At 39.0% G+C, this 17,362-nt stretch carries 16 protein-coding genes; 9 read left to right on the top strand and 7 right to left on the bottom strand.

Going from position 1 to position 17,362, the window contains the following annotated elements:
• Window positions 1-25 precede the first annotated feature (25 nt).
• Window positions 26-352 (bottom strand): YbjQ family protein, encoded by a 327-nt coding sequence (locus tag V7K61_RS16180; RefSeq protein WP_094327544.1) that lies wholly within the window; start codon window positions 350-352, stop codon window positions 26-28.
• Window positions 353-1,004: 652 nt separating this feature from the next.
• Here V7K61_RS16180 and V7K61_RS16175 point away from each other — a divergent pair.
• Complete coding sequence (locus V7K61_RS16175; protein ID WP_335054599.1) at window positions 1,005-1,685, top strand: tetratricopeptide repeat protein; 681 nt, start codon at window positions 1,005-1,007, stop codon at window positions 1,683-1,685.
• Between the two features lie 2 nt (window positions 1,686-1,687).
• Here the strand turns inward: V7K61_RS16175 and V7K61_RS16170 are convergent, their stop codons facing one another.
• Window positions 1,688-2,590, bottom strand: coding sequence for an ABC transporter ATP-binding protein (locus tag V7K61_RS16170; RefSeq protein ID WP_335054597.1), 903 nt, complete (start codon window positions 2,588-2,590; stop codon window positions 1,688-1,690).
• 258 nt (window positions 2,591-2,848) lie between these two features.
• Between V7K61_RS16170 and V7K61_RS16165 the strand changes: the two genes are divergently transcribed.
• Together V7K61_RS16165 and V7K61_RS16160 are read left to right on the top strand one after the other, a co-directional pair.
• Window positions 2,849-4,450, top strand: a complete 1,602-nt coding sequence (locus V7K61_RS16165) for an alkaline phosphatase D family protein (protein ID WP_335054595.1) — start codon at window positions 2,849-2,851, stop codon at window positions 4,448-4,450.
• Between the two features lie 190 nt (window positions 4,451-4,640).
• The gene (locus tag V7K61_RS16160; protein ID WP_335054593.1) at window positions 4,641-4,886 is read left to right on the top strand and encodes a type II toxin-antitoxin system HicB family antitoxin; all 246 of its coding nucleotides are present in this window, start codon (window positions 4,641-4,643) and stop codon (window positions 4,884-4,886) included.
• Window positions 4,887-5,184: 298 nt separating this feature from the next.
• On the opposite strand, the gene V7K61_RS16155 is transcribed toward V7K61_RS16160, so the two are convergent.
• Window positions 5,185-6,552 carry a sensor histidine kinase gene (locus V7K61_RS16155; RefSeq protein WP_335054591.1) on the bottom strand — a complete coding sequence of 456 codons (1,368 nt, stop codon included), beginning with the start codon at window positions 6,550-6,552 and terminating at the stop codon, window positions 5,185-5,187.
• A 512-nt stretch (window positions 6,553-7,064) separates the two neighbouring features.
• Window positions 7,065-7,664 carry a hypothetical protein gene (locus tag V7K61_RS16150; protein ID WP_335054655.1) on the bottom strand — a complete coding sequence of 200 codons (600 nt, stop codon included), beginning with the start codon at window positions 7,662-7,664 and terminating at the stop codon, window positions 7,065-7,067.
• A 213-nt stretch (window positions 7,665-7,877) separates the two neighbouring features.
• Here V7K61_RS16150 and dacB point away from each other — a divergent pair, with 213 nt between their 5' ends.
• Together dacB and V7K61_RS16140 are read left to right on the top strand one after the other, a co-directional pair.
• Complete coding sequence (dacB, locus tag V7K61_RS16145) at window positions 7,878-9,347, top strand: D-alanyl-D-alanine carboxypeptidase/D-alanyl-D-alanine endopeptidase (RefSeq protein ID WP_335054589.1); 1,470 nt, start codon at window positions 7,878-7,880, stop codon at window positions 9,345-9,347.
• Between the two features lie 29 nt (window positions 9,348-9,376).
• Complete coding sequence (locus V7K61_RS16140) at window positions 9,377-10,285, top strand: S66 peptidase family protein (protein WP_335054587.1); 909 nt, start codon at window positions 9,377-9,379, stop codon at window positions 10,283-10,285.
• 26 nt (window positions 10,286-10,311) lie between these two features.
• On the opposite strand, the gene V7K61_RS16135 is transcribed toward V7K61_RS16140, so the two are convergent.
• A complete protein-coding gene (locus V7K61_RS16135; protein WP_335054585.1) occupies window positions 10,312-11,091 on the bottom strand; it encodes a class I SAM-dependent methyltransferase in 780 nt (259 codons plus the stop codon).
• Window positions 11,092-11,503: 412 nt separating this feature from the next.
• On the opposite strand from V7K61_RS16135, the gene V7K61_RS16130 reads away from it, so the two are divergent.
• From V7K61_RS16130 to V7K61_RS16115, 4 genes are all read left to right on the top strand, one after another.
• A complete protein-coding gene (locus V7K61_RS16130; RefSeq protein WP_335054583.1) occupies window positions 11,504-12,610 on the top strand; it encodes a methyltransferase domain-containing protein in 1,107 nt (368 codons plus the stop codon).
• A 32-nt stretch (window positions 12,611-12,642) separates the two neighbouring features.
• A complete protein-coding gene (locus V7K61_RS16125) occupies window positions 12,643-13,611 on the top strand; it encodes a glycosyltransferase (RefSeq protein ID WP_335054581.1) in 969 nt (322 codons plus the stop codon).
• A 130-nt stretch (window positions 13,612-13,741) separates the two neighbouring features.
• Window positions 13,742-14,395 carry a glycosyltransferase family 2 protein gene (locus V7K61_RS16120; protein WP_334933430.1) on the top strand — a complete coding sequence of 218 codons (654 nt, stop codon included), beginning with the start codon at window positions 13,742-13,744 and terminating at the stop codon, window positions 14,393-14,395.
• A gap of 18 nt (window positions 14,396-14,413) precedes the next feature.
• Complete coding sequence (locus tag V7K61_RS16115; RefSeq protein WP_335054579.1) at window positions 14,414-15,733, top strand: ABC transporter substrate-binding protein; 1,320 nt, start codon at window positions 14,414-14,416, stop codon at window positions 15,731-15,733.
• Between the two features lie 158 nt (window positions 15,734-15,891).
• On the opposite strand, the gene V7K61_RS16110 is transcribed toward V7K61_RS16115, so the two are convergent.
• A complete protein-coding gene (locus V7K61_RS16110) occupies window positions 15,892-16,515 on the bottom strand; it encodes a hypothetical protein (RefSeq protein WP_335054577.1) in 624 nt (207 codons plus the stop codon).
• Window positions 16,516-16,548: 33 nt separating this feature from the next.
• On the bottom strand, window positions 16,549-17,286 hold the full coding sequence (locus tag V7K61_RS16105; protein ID WP_335054575.1) for a hypothetical protein: 738 nt from the start codon (window positions 17,284-17,286) through the stop codon (window positions 16,549-16,551).
• Window positions 17,287-17,362 lie beyond the last annotated feature (76 nt).

Here is a 17,362-nt window from a genome sequence, read left to right as displayed (position 1 = left end):
TGTCAAAAGTAAAAATCATCAAAAACTAACGCATCCTCACAGCAGTGCCTGTGGCAGTAATCAGCAAAAGAACTCCTGACTGGTCAAGATTGATTGTGCCAGTATCAATTTCAATCCCAATTACAGCATTTGCTCCTAAACGTTGTGCGCGTTGTTCTAATTCTTCTAATGCCTTGCGTTGACCCTGCTCAAATAGACGCTCATAGCTAGCAGTGCGTCCACCAATAATATCTCGAATTCCAGCCAAAAAATCTCGTAAGAAATTGCTGCCGTAGACGACTTCTGCTGTCACAATGCCTAAATATGACTCAATCACGGCTCCTTGAATGACATCAGTGGTAGTTATAATCATAAGTTAACCTCCTATATGGGATATATCTTGATATTTATTATTAAAGTATTTGGATAAATATTTTAATAATTGTAACTATTATTACAGAATACAGGTTTGATAAACATCCTCTCACACAATTTTAGATTGCGCTTTGGGGTTTAGTGTTGTCCTAAACAGATTAATCCAACATTTGACAGTTTAAATTTATCTTATCTTTGAATGACCAAAAAAGGATGTAAATGCCTAGATGATAAGTTCTCAAATGGTAGTATCAATGATTAACAATGTCAGAAAAATTGGATACAGAATCACCAAACTCTGAAATGAAATAAAAATAGGAATAAATGTCAAAGCCTATAAGCTTGGTGCATCAGAATCTAAGATTAAGTCAAATGCCTGTTGAGTTTTTCTCGCTAACACGTATAACTACTGATTAAAAAATGTGTCGTTTTGCTATAGTACTGGTTTAGATGTAGGGTACTTTTACCTGCTGCTCGATCGCTTACACTTCATCCTTCAGTAAAAACTCTGTTATGTAGTGCTAAATGTAAAGGAAAGAAGAATGAACTATTAACATCTTAATCAATACGAAGAAATACAGTTTTCAAAAGTCCATATTTTTGTTTTAATGTACAAGAAAAAAGTCCTCTAAAATTTCAGGAAATTTACTGTGTACAAACCAACATCATTCGTGTTTAGTGTGGTGTTACTAGGATGTTTTGCTTTCACCATACCTTCAGTGGCTCAAGCTCAGGTATTAGTGGCGCAGGCCAAAAACCCAGAGTTAAAGCAATTACTGGAGGAAGGACGGAGGTTAGTGAATGCCGGGGATTATGGTGGTGCGATCGCTGTTTATCAGCAAGCAGCTAGTATAGACCCGAAGAATGCTAAAATCCATTCAGGTATTGGGTATTTATACGCTCAACAGGGAAATTACCAGGCAGCATTAACAGCTTATCGTCGGGCGATCGGTATCAGCCCAAACAATAGCGATTTTTACTACGCTGTGGCTTACATCAAAGCCAATTTGGGCGACACACGTGGGGCAAAGGAAGGTTATCGTCGTGCCATACAGCTGAACCGTAACAACGTCAACGCCTATTTAGGATTGGCTGTAACCCAATCGCGTATGGGAGACTATAATGCCGCTACCTGGGCATACCAACAAGCAATCGACTTGGATAAAAACAACGCCCAGACTTATGAGTTAATGGGTTCGATGTATAAACAGCGACGACAAGCCAAACAAGCAAACAGCTTGCTTCTGAAAGCCCGTGACTTGTACAAACGACGCAATGACTCAGATGGCGTAGAAAGGGTAGAAGCCATGCTGCGGCAGTTAGGAGGATGAGGTTAATCTAACTGGCGTCCCGTTAATTCCACAAAAATATCTTCCAGATTAGAGGGACGCACCATCATACCGGTTTTATCGGGCTGTTCATTCAAGTAGATATTTGCTGCTTCCAAGGATGGGAAAAACAGATATTCCCAATTACGAACGCCATCACTTGCCACATTAGATACACCTAATTGTTTCATCACCAAACCTTCACCGTGAGCAGAACGCAACTGTTGTAAAGTTCCCAAAGAAATCAGCTTACCGCTATCCATAATACCGATGCGTCCTGGCTTGGTAGAACCAAAGGCATCGCACAAAAATTCGACCTCATCCATATAGTGGGTCGTCAGTAGCATCGTCATCCCTTGTTTATTCAAATCCCGAATAATTTCCCAGAGGCGTCGCCTAGTCTGGGGGTCTAGTCCTACCGTTGGTTCATCTAAAAACAAAATTTGCGGTTGATGCAATAAGGCTCTCGCAATTTGCAACCGTCGTTTCATACCCCCAGACAGGGTTTTTACCAAATCATCACGTTTTTCTGCTAGCTCAACATACTCTAGCCATTGATTAATCAATTTTTGTCGCTGCGGGTTACTAATGTGATGTAGTCTCCCGTGCAGTTCCATATTTTCCCAGACGGTTAAATCGTTATCCACACTGACTTGTTGCAAGACTACGCCAATACTCTGTTTTGCCAACGTTGCTTGGCTTGTAACATCATATCCACCTACTTCTATGCGTCCTTGGGACGGTTTCGTGAGTGTAGTCAGCATCCGAATTGTGGTTGATTTACCCGCACCGTTCGGGCCAAGTAGAGCAAATATCTCCCCCGCTTCAATTTGGAATGATAGGTCATTAACTACAGGTACATTGTTGTAAAACTTGTAGACATTTTCTAGAAAGACAGCAGCAGTCACGTCGCTTCGCTCCGAATTAAAAATTAGAAATTAAAAATTAACCAACTCATAAATAAATTTAGTTGCTCTGTATCCTTTTCTGTTCGGTCATGGATAAATTTGCTCACACCAGTTCATAATCAAGACTACCATTCTGATTACATCAAACTAAATATATTTTATTAACCCTTAGATAACTCAATCTTTACTTGTTGACATAACAAGGTGTGGTAAACACTTATCCTGTAATACTTTAGTTAAAGGTTGCTGTTATTTAGTATGGAATCTCATCACCCATTGAAGCTAAATCGGCGTCAGTTTTTGCTACGTTCAGCTATCACTGCTGGTGGAATTATTTCCACAAATTTTGTCGCTAAATCACCAGTTTTTGGCGAAGCACCTGCAATTATCACCTCTGATAGAATGCGTCCTGGCATACCTTATGGTGTAGCAAGCGGAGATATATCTAACGATAGCATCGTGATTTGGAGTCGGAGCGATCGCCCCGCAAAAATGATTGTAGAATATTCTACTAGCGAATCTTTTCGCAATGTGCAGCGAGTTGTCGGGCCTAATGCTTTAAAGAATAGCGACTTTACAGCACGACTTTATCTGAAGAATCTACCACCAGACCAAAAATTATTTTATCGGGTGATTTTCCAAGATTTAGATTATCAACGCACCTACAGCGCTCCTTTTTATGGTACTTTCCGAACTCCCCCCAAATCTGGACGAGATATATTCTTTGTTTGGGGTGGCGACACCGCCGGTCAAGGATGGGGTATTAATCCTGATTTTGGTGGGATGAAAATTTACGAAACTATGCGCCAACTTCATCCCGACTTTTTCATTCATTCGGGCGATAATATTTATGCTGATGGCCCGATTCAATCAGAAGTAACTTTAGACGACGGCACAATTTGGAAAAACATCACCACACCAGAAAAATCAAAAGTAGCAGAAACTCTCACAGAATATCGTGGTAACTATATCTACAATTTGCTGGATGAAAACATCAAGCGTTTCAATGCTGAAGTTCCCATATTGGCGCAGTGGGACGACCACGAAACAAGAAATAATTGGTATCCTGGACAAATTATCCTCAACGATGACCGTTATACAGTTAAGGATGTTAACTTGCTAGCTCAAAGGGCAAGACAAGCCTTTTTAGAATATCTGCCTATTGGATATGAAAGCAATAATCCAGATAAAGCGAAAATTTATCGCTCTTTCAACTATGGCCCATTATTAGACATTTTCATGCTGGATGAGCGCACCTACCGGGGGCCAAATTCCCCCAATAATCAGCCAGTACCAAGTAAAGAAACAGACTTTTTGAGCAAAACCCAAGTGCAATGGTTGAAAAGGCAATTGCTGTCATCAAAAGCAACATGGAAAGTGATTGCTAGTGATATGCCTTTGGGACTGCTAGTTCGAGACGGTAGCACTAATTTTGAAGCTTGGGCAAATGGAGATGGCCCAGCTTTAGGAAGAGAATTAGAACTTGCCGATTTACTACGATTTATCAAAAACAAGAATATCCAGAATGTTGTTTGGTTAACTGCTGATGTACATTACGCAGCAGCCCACTATTACAACCCCGCTAAAGCAAAGTTTACCGACTTTAAGCCTTTTTGGGAGTTCGTTGCCGGGCCGCTTAACTCTGGTACATTTGGGCCAAACGAATTAGAAAATACTTTTGGCCCACAATTAGTATTTCAAAGTCTTCCTCCAGGTACAAAAGCAAATCGACCGCCAAGTGAAGGTTTGCAATTCTTTGGAGGAGTGAAAATTGATGGAAATACAAAGGTGATGACGGTAACATTGCGTAACTTGGCTGGGAAGACTGTTTACAGTGTAGATTTACCGCCAGAAAAATAAATCGCCAAAATCATAGTGAGATGTAGCCAGTTAGATAGAGTAATTACGCAATTTTTTACTTTGTCTGCTGGCTTTGCTGTTTTTTGGATGGGATGTTGAAGGATGAAAAAATTGTGCGATGCCTGGGTTGGGCTTTACCTAGCTACTGTTAGGAGCTAAATTTAGATAGGTACTGGATTGTCTAATTATTATGCTAGCAAGCTACATTGACCAAGCAATGGAACTAGCGCTTTATGAGATCATTGAAGATGATCAAACTTATTGGGGTGAAATTCCAAGCTTACAAGGAGTCTGGGCAAATCATCAAACTCTAGAAGGATGTAGACAGGAATTAAGAGAAGCTTTAAGTGACTGGCTAGCGCTACGGTTACATTTGAGGTTAACGATTCCTGTAATCGGTGGTATCAACCTCAATGAACTGACTAAACCTGTATAAAAATGTCTAGATTAACTCCTGTTTCTTGGCGTGATTTAGTAAAACGTCTGCAAGAATTGGGTTTTGAAGGCCCCTATGCCGGATGAAAGCACCCACAAATGCGGCGAGGTGATGTTACTGTAATTATTACCAATCCTCATGAGGGTGATATTAGTGTGGGTTTATTATCGCGGTTTTACGGGCGATGGGGGACTCAAGGCTTATGAACCAGCTATCCCAGCGCCTACGCGTCGAAGTACTCGCAAAAAAGCCTAGAGCGATTACTATTTACCCAAAATAAAGGTTTTTAACTAACTTGTCAGGAATTAAGTTCGATAGGAATTGTAATAATAAACTCAGTTCCTTCTTTTATAGTAGATATACATTGCAGTTGACCACAATGTTTTTCTACAACAATTTGATAGCTGATGGATAGCCCCAATCCAGTGCCTTTACCAACGGGTTTAGTGGTGAAGAAAGGGTCAAATAATCGCTTTTGTATATCCTTGGGAATTCCTGTACCATTATCGGCAATGCGAATAACTACTTGTTGATTATCTGTGGCTTCAGTACAAATACGAATTAAAGGTAATTTTAGAGTTGAAGAAACTGATTCAAAACTCTCGAAGATAGCATCAATCGCATTTACTATAATATTCATAAATACTTGATTTATTAACCCAGCGTAGCATTCTACTAGGGGTAGGTTTCCATATTGTTTATCAATAGTAATTGTCTGACCTGTTTGCTGGTTTGTTAGACGGCTTTGTAATATTATTAGAGTACTATCAATACCTTCATGAATATCAACGATTTTTTTCTCAGATTCATCGAGGCGAGAGAAATTGCGTAAAGAAAGAACTATCTCTTGGATACGTTCAGTACCAAATTTCATAGAATTAAGAAGGTTAAGGAAATCACTAGTTAAAAATTCTAGTTCCATTTCTGCGATCGCAGCTTTAATTTCTGCTACTGGTGCAGGATAATGGTGTTGGTATAGGCTAATTAATTGTAGTAAATCTTGGGTGTAGTTAATCGCATAAACAAGGTTGCCAGCAATAAAGTTGACGGGGTTATTGATTTCGTGTGCAATACCAGCAACGAGTTGCCCTAAAGCCGCCATCTTTTCATTCTGAATTAATCGTGCATAGTTATTTTTAAGGGTACGAAAACCTACTTTGGTGATTCTAGATTGTTCTTGTGCTTGCTCTAGTTGAGCTAATGTTAAAATATGAATTTGGGAATAAGCTAAAAGTAAATGATGGAAATCGAGTAGCTTATAACTACCTGCCTGAGTTTCTATTAAAATCGGCTCATATACAAATTGAGGTTCTCGCTGCAAAGCTACCTTATTTGCTTCTACAATGAGCGTATCCTCAGAAATTATACACACATCTGGCTGAAGAAAGTTAATCAGATTTATTGCAGGTCGTTTAGAAAATAGTGGGAAACTATAAGGACGACTCATGTGTTCAAAAAATCTTTGTCGAGAAATCATCCCCAGATAGTCATGATTTTTCACCAGGATAATTCCTGGTAGTAAAGGCTCTTGCTTAAAGAGTGTATTCAAATCATTTGCTGGACTATCTGCTTCGACGTAAACAGACCAAAGTGGTAATTCTTGCAAAGTAGATTCTAATCGCAAGTTCAGATTATTAGCATTTGTCATGGTATGTATAGCCAACATACTTTAAATCCTTAACCTTGAGTTAACATTTCTGATAACACCCCGAACCAGCATTGCGATCATTGCAAAGTTAATCAAACTTATATTTCCCTGATTACTGCTGAAAATCACAGTTCTGCTGCAAAACTGCTGATGTTAGCGCGTCGGATTATTTTCTATACTGGACAATTTATACTAATTAGAATCCCGTGTTACCTATTCGCTAACCTTGTGACGTTAGAATTCTTGTTTATTTAAAATATTTAAAATTATTTTGGGATACGCTCTTACCAATGGTTATTAAAGAACTTAAACCTCAGTTATAAACAACACTAAAACTGCATCAATGGCAATCAACGACATTCCTCCTGAAGTGAAGAGAAAGTAATTAAAAAAAGTTTTGGAAATTTTATTATGTCTCAGACTGCTACTCACGGTTGCAGGCTACTGTTTAGAGAACTAAAGCATTATCTTGTATAATCAACGACTAATGACTCCCCTTCATGGGGAGTCATTTGATATCAGTTAGCTAGCTAAAATGAAATTGGTACATTTTTAAATGCGGCTGTATCTGGTATAAAAATGTCCAAATTATTGATACCATCGGGAACTCTTAGCCAGATATAAGCATCTGCGGAGGCTTGTGGACGTACTTGGAACAAAGAAACGCTTCCTGTTGAGCGATTAAGAGCAACTCCTTTGTAGGTTACGCTAGTGTCAGGATTGCGGGCTGTTGTACTAGCCACCGAGATAATATCGCTACCAACAACTCCATCTGTGGCAAGGCGACGAATCCGCATTTGCAGATTTACCACATCACGGTTTCCAGTTTCTGGATCTTTAATTCGTTTTGCTGAAAGCAACTCAACTTCTGCCTTTTTGCCAAAAGCAGGCTGCACAAATTGACCAGGACTAATTGCTGAAGTTGTAGCACTAGCTGGGGATGGTGATATTGTTGCTTGTGGAGAAATTGTAGTTGTAGAACTTGGAACTTGAGTGGGAATGGTGTTACTGGCTGTACTAGTAGCATTTAGTGTCTGCCGCAACGTAAAAACTTCATAAGCTACATAGCCGCTACATCCCAAAGCCAAAGTAGAGAGTAATACAGCTACACCAGATAAAAATGTACTCACACCATTGCCTCGATTTCGTATTTCTGTATATGCAGGTTGACTTGGGTTTCTATTTTGTAGTCCCATAAATTATGTTTGTGCAATCGCCTATGTATGAAATATGTGAACATCTTCCCTATACTAATTAAGTAACTTTACTGAGCCAAGTCTTCTCTCTCCGGAAAGAAGTTGTTCGCAAAGTAAAAATATCTGTCTTTGGGATAAGGAAAATTGGTGAGACTTAAGATTTTAAATCAACCACTGGGTGTTTTATTAATATTTTTGACTAGCCAGATAGGATTTAGTTCTATTGCAAAAGCACAAACCCCAGTTGCACCAACAACTACCACAAAATCAATTTGCTCTAGCCAACTGGGAACAGCGATAGATGCTGTAATCAATCGTCCCTTATTTAGTCGGGGGCGCTGGGGAATTTTGATACAACCTCTGTCAACTGGACAAACTCTTTACAGTCGAGATGCTCAAAAATATTTTACTCCTGCGTCTAACCTCAAATTGCTGACAACAGCAGCAGCGTTGCAGGAATTGGGCGCTAATTTTCGGATTCGTACCTCTATTTATCAGAATGGCAATGGTGTTTTACGTGTTGTCGGCAGGGGAGATCCTAGCTTAAGCGATACAGAACTGCAAAAATTGGCACAGCAGTTAAAACAGAAAGATATTACTCAAATTCAGCAGTTGAGTGCTGATGATAGTTATATTCAAGGTGATATTGTTAACCCCACCTGGCAATGGGAAGATGTGCAGTCAAGTGATGGCGTACCAGTCAGCAGCTTTATTCTGAATCAAAATATTTTTAGCTTTAAACTTGTACCACAGGCTGTAGGCAAATCTTTGCAAGTGCTGTGGATTGATGCTGGCGAAGCAAAACAGTGGCGGATAATTAATCAGTCAATAACCGTCCCTCAAAATCAACCGAGCTACGTCAATGTCACCCGCGAATTATCAGGAACAGTATTACGAATTCAAGGACAACTGGCAACGAATTCTGAAGAATCTTTAATAGATTTGCCTGTAGTTGACCCTAATTATTACTTCTTACGACGTTTCCGTACTGCTTTAGCAACAAAAAAAATTACTTTGGGACAAACATTAGTAGTCAATGGTGGTGTGAATCAACAGGAAATAGCATTTGTAGAGTCACCACCTTTAGCTGAATTATTAGCAGAAACTAATTTAAATAGTAATAATCTTTATGCTGAAGCATTGCTGAGAGCATTAGCTGTGAAAAAAACCAGACTGAAAAATCAGACTAGTGCTGATGTCGGTTTAGAAGTTGTCAAAGCAAGTTTAACTAAATTGGGGGTCGATCCAGCAAATTATATTTTAGTGGATGGTTCCGGTTTATCACGTCGTAACTTAGTAACACCAGAAGCTTTTGTCCAAATTTTGCGGGGAATGGCAAAAACTCCAGCAGCATATATATATCGCGCATCTTTACCCGTGGCTGGTAAAAGTGGAACTCTGAAAGGCCGCTTTCAAAATACACCTGCTGAGGGCATTGTGCAAGCAAAAACAGGGACGTTAACGGGTGTAGTTTCTCTATCTGGATATATGAATGCGCCGAAATATGAGCCGCTAGTTTTTAGTATTATCGTGAATCAGTCGGATCAGTCTGCAACAGTTGTACGACAGGCAATTGATGAGGTTGTTGTGTTGTTAACACAGTTACAGCATTGTTAATATTATACTTTTCATTCATAACTTTTTTCATGCCATCCAAAATCTTACCACCGCCCCTAAAACCTGGAGACTTACTACGAGTAATTGCCCCTAGTGGTGCTTTGCGAGAATTTGAGGAATTTAAACAGAGTCTAGAAATTTGGCGATCGCGTGGTTATCAATTAGAAATCAGTCCCCAGATAGATGACAAATGGGGTTATCTAGCGGGAACAGACGAAACCCGTCGTCAACAGCTAGCAGCAGCATGGCAAGATCCTGATTGTCGTGGTATTCTCTGTGCCAGAGGTGGTTTTGGCAGCACCCGCATCTTAGAAAATTGGAATTGGCCAACTTCAGGGCTTCCCAAGTGGCTTATAGGCTTTTCTGATATCACAGCTTTATTATGGAGCCTTTATACAGCAGGGATTTCCGGCGTTCACGGACCTGTAATGACAACTTTGGCAGATGAGTCAGATTGGTCTATTAAACGATTATTTGATTGGGTAGAAGGTAGTTCTTTCACACCTCTCAAAGGTTGCGGTTGGGGTGGTGGTGTGGTTACTGGTGCTTTGTTACCAGGTAATCTGACGGTAGCTACTCACCTTTTGGGTACACCAATCTTGCCACATCTGGATGGTGTAATTCTGGCGTTGGAGGATGTTACCGAAGCACCTTATCGGATTGACAGGATGCTGACACAGTGGCGTTTGAGTGGTGCTTTGTCTCAAGTCTGCGGTATTGCTTTAGGCGGCTTTACTCGTTGTGAAGCGCCGCCAACTATATCTAGTTTTAGTGTAGAAGAAGTATTGCGCGATCGCTTGGGCGATTTGGGGATTCCCATTGTCTCCGATTTGCCTTTTGGCCATGATAGTCCCAATGCAGCCCTACCAGTGGGTGTAGAGGTAACTTTAGATGGGGATGCAGGAATATTAGCGATCGCGCATCCCCATCCAAGTTAAAATCAGATCCGCTTCTAGTTAAACAGTCATAATCCACTCACAGAATAATGTTCTAAATGCTTTGGTAAATTCCAATTAATTTTCGGATCTGGCTGATGTTTTACTGGTTCAACATTTCCTCGCCAAGCAGCACCCATAATTTGCATAGTTTGGTAAATGATTGTATTCCAACCTTTTTCCTTTAAGTAGTCTAAACCTTGTGCTACATCAGGGGAAGTTAAATCATGAAACAAAATTAAAGCATCGTCCTCTGCCAATGGTTCACAAACAATCGTATCATTGAGCGGAGCAGGTGCTTCATGATCGCCATCAATGAAAATCAATGACCACTTGTGTTGTAATTCTTTAGCTAACTCTTCTACCCTTTGTGGGCTATAACCAGCTACTAAATTAACTGAGTCAAGAACATTAGCAAGTCGTAGGGAATTACTTACACTTTCATAAACATCTTCTCTGGCTAGAAAAGGATCGATTACATCTAATTCCACTCCACCCAATGCTAGATGACAGGCAGACCAACCCCGCAAACAACCAATTTCTAAAGCTTTTTTTCCGGCAAATCTGAGTGCCGTATTATATAAAATATGTGCTTCATCTCTATTGAGGAACCCTATAAATGGCTCATCTATATCCACATACCATTTATGGGGAATATCTCGACGTAAATAAGACCAATAACAATTATTGATGTCTCCAAGAATCATATTGGGAAAAGCTGAATCAGGATGAACTATCTCAAATTCAGGTGAAATATAGTCCCAACTAGACAAAGAGATATTTGGAACAACTTCATTAGTTTTTGCCATTATTAATTTTTCTCCCAAGATTAATTATGTACTAGTTTTGTTAGCTTTACCAATTAAATTACGGAAATTAGGATTAACAGTAACATACTATGGTTCAATAGTTAATACTAAGACCAACTTGACTATCCAAATAAAGATAATCGCCTCTAGTGTGGTACTGCGGCAATTAGAGCAGAGCATCGATTCAGGAATCACAAACCTAACCCTCCAGACTCCTTACTTACCAGAGAAGTAGAGCAACACTTGCCTCTTGCAACCGGGGAAGGGTTGGAAAAGAGGATCTTCCAAGAACGCTAAATTGTTATTTTCAGCCAAGCTTAAAATAAATGCGATGCCATTATAAATAAAATCGAAAATAGCTTATAATACCCAAGTCATCCTCCTGATTATAAAACTTCGAGTTATTAATTATATGCCAAAACAATATGTACCTAATGCCTTTTTAAAAGTTGAAGATTCACAGTTATATGCAATTTTTGCTTGGAGTCAGCGAACCGCAGAAATTATTCCCTCAAAATCATGGTTGACAATCCTGGAAATATTTATTCACGAACATTCATTAGAGACAGCTTACCAAATATTTCAAAAAATTAAATTAGAACCTATAGCAGAGAAAGTTATTCAGGAGATCAAAAAATATGAGCAGCTTCTTCAAAACGCCCTAGTTTTTTTAGCAGATGGTAGCCTGACAATTTTTGGTAAAGGCTTTCGGAGTTTTATCGAAAAGGAAATGCAATATGAACTTGGTTCATTAAGTAGAGAAACTTACCAAGTATTGCCACAATTATTTTCCCAATATAAATTAGAAGATGACCTAGAATCTATTGAGAATATAGAAGACTTTCGTAAATTAGTAGAACATCTAGAAAATCTTGGTTTACTATCACCTGCTACAGGTTCGATAGATTGGGGTGATTTGAAAAAAACAGTTCCCATTTGTCAAGCATTTGGATTGACAAGAGGTACACCCGTCGATAGATACTACCTCAGCAAATTTCTGAAAGAAACTCAAACCCAAATTGGTGGCAATATCTTAGAAATAGGAGGAACACCAAAAGATAAAGATTTTTATCAAATTAATCCAGGCGCATCATATCAGATTCTCAACTTAGAAGCAGGCCCAGGAGTAGATATAGTTGGGGATGCTCACGATGTATCCGTTATTAAACCAGAATCTTTGGATTCAGCGATCATTTTTAACGTTTTAGAACATTGTTATGCCCCCTGGATAGTGGTGGAAAATATCCACACTTGGCTAAAACCTGGTGGAAAATGTTTTGCAATGGTACCAAGTGCGATTAGAGTTCATGCTACTCCCGTTGACTATTGGCGACCTTTACCTGATGCTTTCGCCTGGATGTTTAGAAACTTCTCACAACAGAAGTTGTATGTCTATGGCAACCCTACCAGTGTCATAGCTAGTTATCATGGAATAGCCGTAGAAGAACTAACATCTGAAGAACTAGACGCTTACCATCCAGATTATCCCGTCGCAACTTGTATTTTGGCTGAAAAGTAAATCTAAAAGTGTGAGGAGAAATTAAATTATTTATGAAAATTGCTCTTGTCGCCTGGGGGTATATTCCTGAACCCCCCTTATCACATTCTGTTTTAACTGTGATAAATGAATACAAAAATTTTTTAGAAACAATTGGACATCAAGCCGATATCTTAAACGAGAAAGATGTTAACGAAGTCATAGAATATATTAATAATAATAATTATGATTTTGTGCATTTACACGCCTACAGTTTTGTCAGCGAATTTAATCGAAACCTTAAACAGAAGTATTGTTTTACCTGCCATGATGGTTATTTGTTTAAAACTGATAAATGGAATGAAGAATTTAGAGAAGCATATCAACATTATTTTAATGCACCTGGGATAATTGCTCTTTCTCATTTAACAAAAGATTTTTTACTGAACGCAGGGTATTCTGGATACATAGCAGTGCAAGTAAACGGTATTGATACTCAGAAAGTAAATTTTCAACCTAAAGGGAATAATAAAGCTATTTGTTTAGGTTGGATTCAGCCAAGAAAACAGCAGAAATTACTAGCAAAAATTATAGATGGAAAGATTGCAATAGATTTTGTTGGCCCTCTAGATGACCCTGATTTTGTTGAAGGAACAACCACAAAACATTTAGGCGTATGGAGTTTAGAACAAGTTTATTCTCGGCTCACAGATTATAGCTGTTTAGTTTTAATTAGTGAAGGAGAAGTTGCACCACTCGTAGTATTAGAAGCAATGGCAGCAGGTTTATGTATAGTTGTTTCCGAATCTGCTAGCGCTAATTTGCATCACCAAGAATTCATTAGAATTTTGCCAGATAATATTTTAACTGATACCACACCAGAAGCTCATAAAATTGTTACCGATACAATTAGCGAGATGATTGAGAAAAACCAATATTATCGTCCACAAATTTTAGAATATGTTCGAGAAAACTTTGATTATAGCCGGATAATTTATCATTATAATGATATTATGCACGATTTTATAAACTTACACAGCTAAGGAGTAATTTTTCAGACTGTTAATAATTTGGTTCTGTTCAACACAGCTTAATACTTTACTACTCAATAATTAAAAATTCCTCTTTTATTAGTGGGATTATTGTGCGAACAATTACGATAATGATTTAAAAATGGAAACTGTAGTTTTTGATTTCAATCATGAAGTGTCAATTATCCTCTGTACCTATAATCGGGCAAAATATCTAAACAATTGCATTGATAGTGTTATTGCTCAAAGTTTTAAAGATTGGGAACTGATTATAGTTGATGATGGCAGCCAAGATAATACCTTTGAAATTGTCAATTCTTATATTCAAAAATTTCAAAATATCCGGTATTTGAAACATCAAAATAGGAAGCTATGGTATGCTAAAAATGTTGGCATACAGGCATCTTTTGGCAAATACATAACATTCTTAGATAGCGATGATGCGTACAAAGTAAATCATCTGGATGCGCGAATTGAATATATGAGAGCTAATCCAGAAATTGATTTGATTGAAGGTGGATTCGCCACAGAAGAAGAGGTTTGGGTTGCAGATTATTTTCAACCAGGTCAAAAAATTAATCTCCGAGAATGTGTTTTAGGACCAACATTTTTTGGAAAGAGACAGGTATTTTTTGAAGTGAAAGGATTTAATAATATTGCTTATGGAGAAGATACAGACTTTTGGTATCGGGCGGCAAAAATATTCAGAACTGAAAAAGTAACCGAACCCCAAACTTATATTTACACAAGAGCAGAAACTAGTATTACCAAAAGTGTTTTGGAGAATATTTCTTAATCTGATTAACTACCTGGTATGAAGATTATCCTTTTTCTATCCCAAATAAGCCATTATTCTCGCCGAGTCATCGCTTCTGTTTGGCAGATGTTACTTATAGGGATTGTTCTAAGTTCGTTCCTAATATTTTTATCTGGTTGTCAGGGACTAGTACAGAAGGATGATGGAGTAATTCATTTAACCCTATGGCAAGCAATCAATCCCCCTGCTAATCGGGATGTGTTTGAAAAACTGGTAGACAAATTTAATCAGACTCATACTGATGTGCAGGTAGAATCTGTATTTTTAGCTCAACCCCACTTGCCGAAAATGTTAACAGCTGTTGTGGGTAATGTGCCTCCAGATATCTTGGCATTCTATCCGCAAATTACAGGTCAGTTAGCAGATTTAAGGGCAATTATACCTTTAGAAGATTGGTTGAAAAAATTGCCCCTAAAGTCAGAAATCACCCCGAACCTACTTGAAGAATTGCAATTAGATGGTCATCTTTGGTCAGCGCCATTATATACAAGTAACATCGGTATTTTTTACAGACCTAAGCTTTTTGAAGCTGCGGGAATTACACAAACGCCCAAGACTTGGGAAGAATTGAGGGAAGTTGCCAAAAAATTAACCATAGACCGCAATGGCGACAACCGACCAGAACAGTACGGAATTCTACTGCCTTTAGGGAAGGGAGAATGGACTGTTTTTAGCTGGTTTCCTTTTTTATTGAGCGCTGGCGGAGAAGTACTGACAAATAACCGACCGAATTTAACGAACGCTGGAGCGCTGAAAGCTTTACAATTCTGGCAGCAGCTGTTGAAAGATGGTTCAGCAATGCTTTCTTCTCCAGAACGTGGTTATGAAGAAGATGCCTTTATAGCGGGTCGCGTTGCTATGCAAATTACGGGACCTTGGACTTATATTACGAAATCTAACGTTGATTACGACGCATTTCCCATACCTACAAATGTTGGTCAAGCTACGGTGACAGGTGGCGGAAATCTTTATGTGATGAAGACTACACCAGCCAGAGAGCAAGCTGCACTCAAGTTTTTAGAATATGTTTTGAGTGAAGAATTCCAAAAAGAATGGAGTATCGGTACCGGTTTTTTACCAGTTAATCTTAAAGCTGCACAAAGTGAAGCTTATCAGCAATTCCTCAACCAAAAATCTTGGTTAAAAGTGTTTATGGAACAAATTCCTCTAGCTGGCGCTCGACCGATTATTGCCGGATATAGCCGTCTTTCTGACAGTCTTGGTCGAGCTATCGAGGCTACATTGCTGGGTGAATCTCCCGACAAAGCTCTCAAAATAGCACAAGAGCGTTTAGAAACTATTTGGGATAACAATTAACTGGTACTGGGTAACTCGTGGTATCCTTTGAGGTGCAGTGGCTTGAGTATATATAGCGGTTCTCGGTTGAGTGAGGTACAAGAACCCCACCCCCAACCCCCTCCCCGCAAGCGAGGAGGGGGCTTAAATGTACCTCATGTGATTAGGAAACGCTATAATTAACTATTAGCATTGGTAAGAATTCCTACAAGCACTCGCACTAATTCTTCCAAACCTTCGGGAACGCGATAAAGTTTGATATCTTGCATGACCCGTTTATCTTGCCGATAAAATATTCCAAATCGCCAATTTTCTCCATTTGTTACAGCACCATATAAAGTTGGTGTTTGAGAATCTGTCCATTGGTCGAGTGCTATCAATTCAATTGCAAGTTGAGTAAACCCCCGGCTTAAATCAGATTGCTTGGCTTCAACTACTAACAGTGAATTGGAAGATGAAATATAGTAATCAAAACTTCCTTTGAGTTGTTCACTAACATTAATGGGGTACTCAATATTTAGTTGAGTTTGCGTTTTGTCGCAAATTTCCAACAAAATAGGAGCAATTAAAACTTCACGTTTTGCAGCTTCAGTGATAGGATTTACGCGCATGATATTGCGCCGTAAGTAACGCTGTAAAAATTCTAAATAGTCAATTACACCTGAATATTGTGGTAGTTGTAGCGATGTGCGCTCGTAACTACATCCCAGTTCTACCAAGATATCTGCTGGGGTATATGGTAATTCAAAATACTTACTAAATTTATAACTTTGACCGAGTTGGAGAATGCGCGGGCGAGTCATAAATATTCAGGTTATAGAATATATCGACAAAAGTCAGGTAGAAATTTCAGTTTTGGGATGTAAATTTCTTTTTAATGTACACAAACTAATTGCTGGTATGGCTCCTAAAATCGCTGCTGTCAGTCCTTGTCCACTCCAATATAGTATGGGAGTACGGTAGGTTTCTGGAATCAAATTTTGCATAATAAAAAGCAACCAAACCAAAATAGTGATGCAGAAAAAAGAGATTGAGGGTACAAAATTCCACCACCAGATACCTGCTGTATATCGTCTCAACACCAGCCATTGGCAAATCCCTAGCCAAATTCCAGAAATTATATATGCGATCGCAGACAAAAAGCCAAAAATCAAAGTATCTTCAGAAGATGATGAGGCAATGGTTGAAATGTAGTTAATCCAGGCTGTAGAAACACCGTTGGCAATCAGCCAACCGACACTAGTAGCAAATAGCCACTGCCAACCCGGTAAATATCGGTAAAGCACAAGGCTCTGGTCAGCAGCGAAAATCACGGCAAATACAACGTTACTGAGACTTCTGACCAAAATACTCCATGTTTGTGGTTGATTAGCAACGTTAGATGAGAGACTTTGGAGAATAATTTTCTCTAAGGCGATACTGGCAACACCACCGACAACCCATCCGATGAGCGTCATTAAGGTAAACTGAATAAAGAACTTCTGTCGCTGCGATCGCGGAATCAAATACTTTCCTGGATGAGGCTCGTTATTAGTAGATGCAAGATGATCGGGACTGTTAGAGTCAGTTTGCATAAGAAGTTAAGGGAGTGAGGGAATAGGGAGATCGCGGAGATAGGGTAGCAGGGGGAGAATTAACTAATGCCCTGTT

The sequence above is a fragment of the Nostoc sp. genome (assembly GCF_036918015.1).
Taxonomy (GTDB): Bacteria; Cyanobacteriota; Cyanobacteriia; order Cyanobacteriales; family Nostocaceae; genus Nostoc.
This window is presented reverse-complemented; position numbering and strand designations above follow the sequence as displayed.

Bases quoted from the DNA above. Each gene is read 5' to 3' on its own strand.
- V7K61_RS16180 (WP_094327544.1), bottom strand. From the start codon at position 352: ATGATTATAACTACCACTGATGTCATTCAAGGAGCCGTGATTGAGTCA.
- V7K61_RS16165 (WP_335054595.1), top strand. From the start codon at position 2,849: ATGGAATCTCATCACCCATTGAAGCTAAATCGGCGTCAGTTTTTGCTA.
- V7K61_RS16160 (WP_335054593.1), top strand. From the start codon at position 4,641: ATGCTAGCAAGCTACATTGACCAAGCAATGGAACTAGCGCTTTATGAG.
- V7K61_RS16155 (WP_335054591.1), bottom strand. From the start codon at position 6,552: ATGTTGGCTATACATACCATGACAAATGCTAATAATCTGAACTTGCGA.
- V7K61_RS16140 (WP_335054587.1), top strand. From the start codon at position 9,377: ATGCCATCCAAAATCTTACCACCGCCCCTAAAACCTGGAGACTTACTA.
- V7K61_RS16135 (WP_335054585.1), bottom strand. From the start codon at position 11,091: ATGGCAAAAACTAATGAAGTTGTTCCAAATATCTCTTTGTCTAGTTGG.
- V7K61_RS16130 (WP_335054583.1), top strand. From the start codon at position 11,504: ATGCCAAAACAATATGTACCTAATGCCTTTTTAAAAGTTGAAGATTCA.
- V7K61_RS16125 (WP_335054581.1), top strand. From the start codon at position 12,643: ATGAAAATTGCTCTTGTCGCCTGGGGGTATATTCCTGAACCCCCCTTA.
- V7K61_RS16120 (WP_334933430.1), top strand. From the start codon at position 13,742: ATGGAAACTGTAGTTTTTGATTTCAATCATGAAGTGTCAATTATCCTC.
- V7K61_RS16115 (WP_335054579.1), top strand. From the start codon at position 14,414: ATGAAGATTATCCTTTTTCTATCCCAAATAAGCCATTATTCTCGCCGA.
- V7K61_RS16110 (WP_335054577.1), bottom strand. From the start codon at position 16,515: ATGACTCGCCCGCGCATTCTCCAACTCGGTCAAAGTTATAAATTTAGT.
- V7K61_RS16105 (WP_335054575.1), bottom strand. From the start codon at position 17,286: ATGCAAACTGACTCTAACAGTCCCGATCATCTTGCATCTACTAATAAC.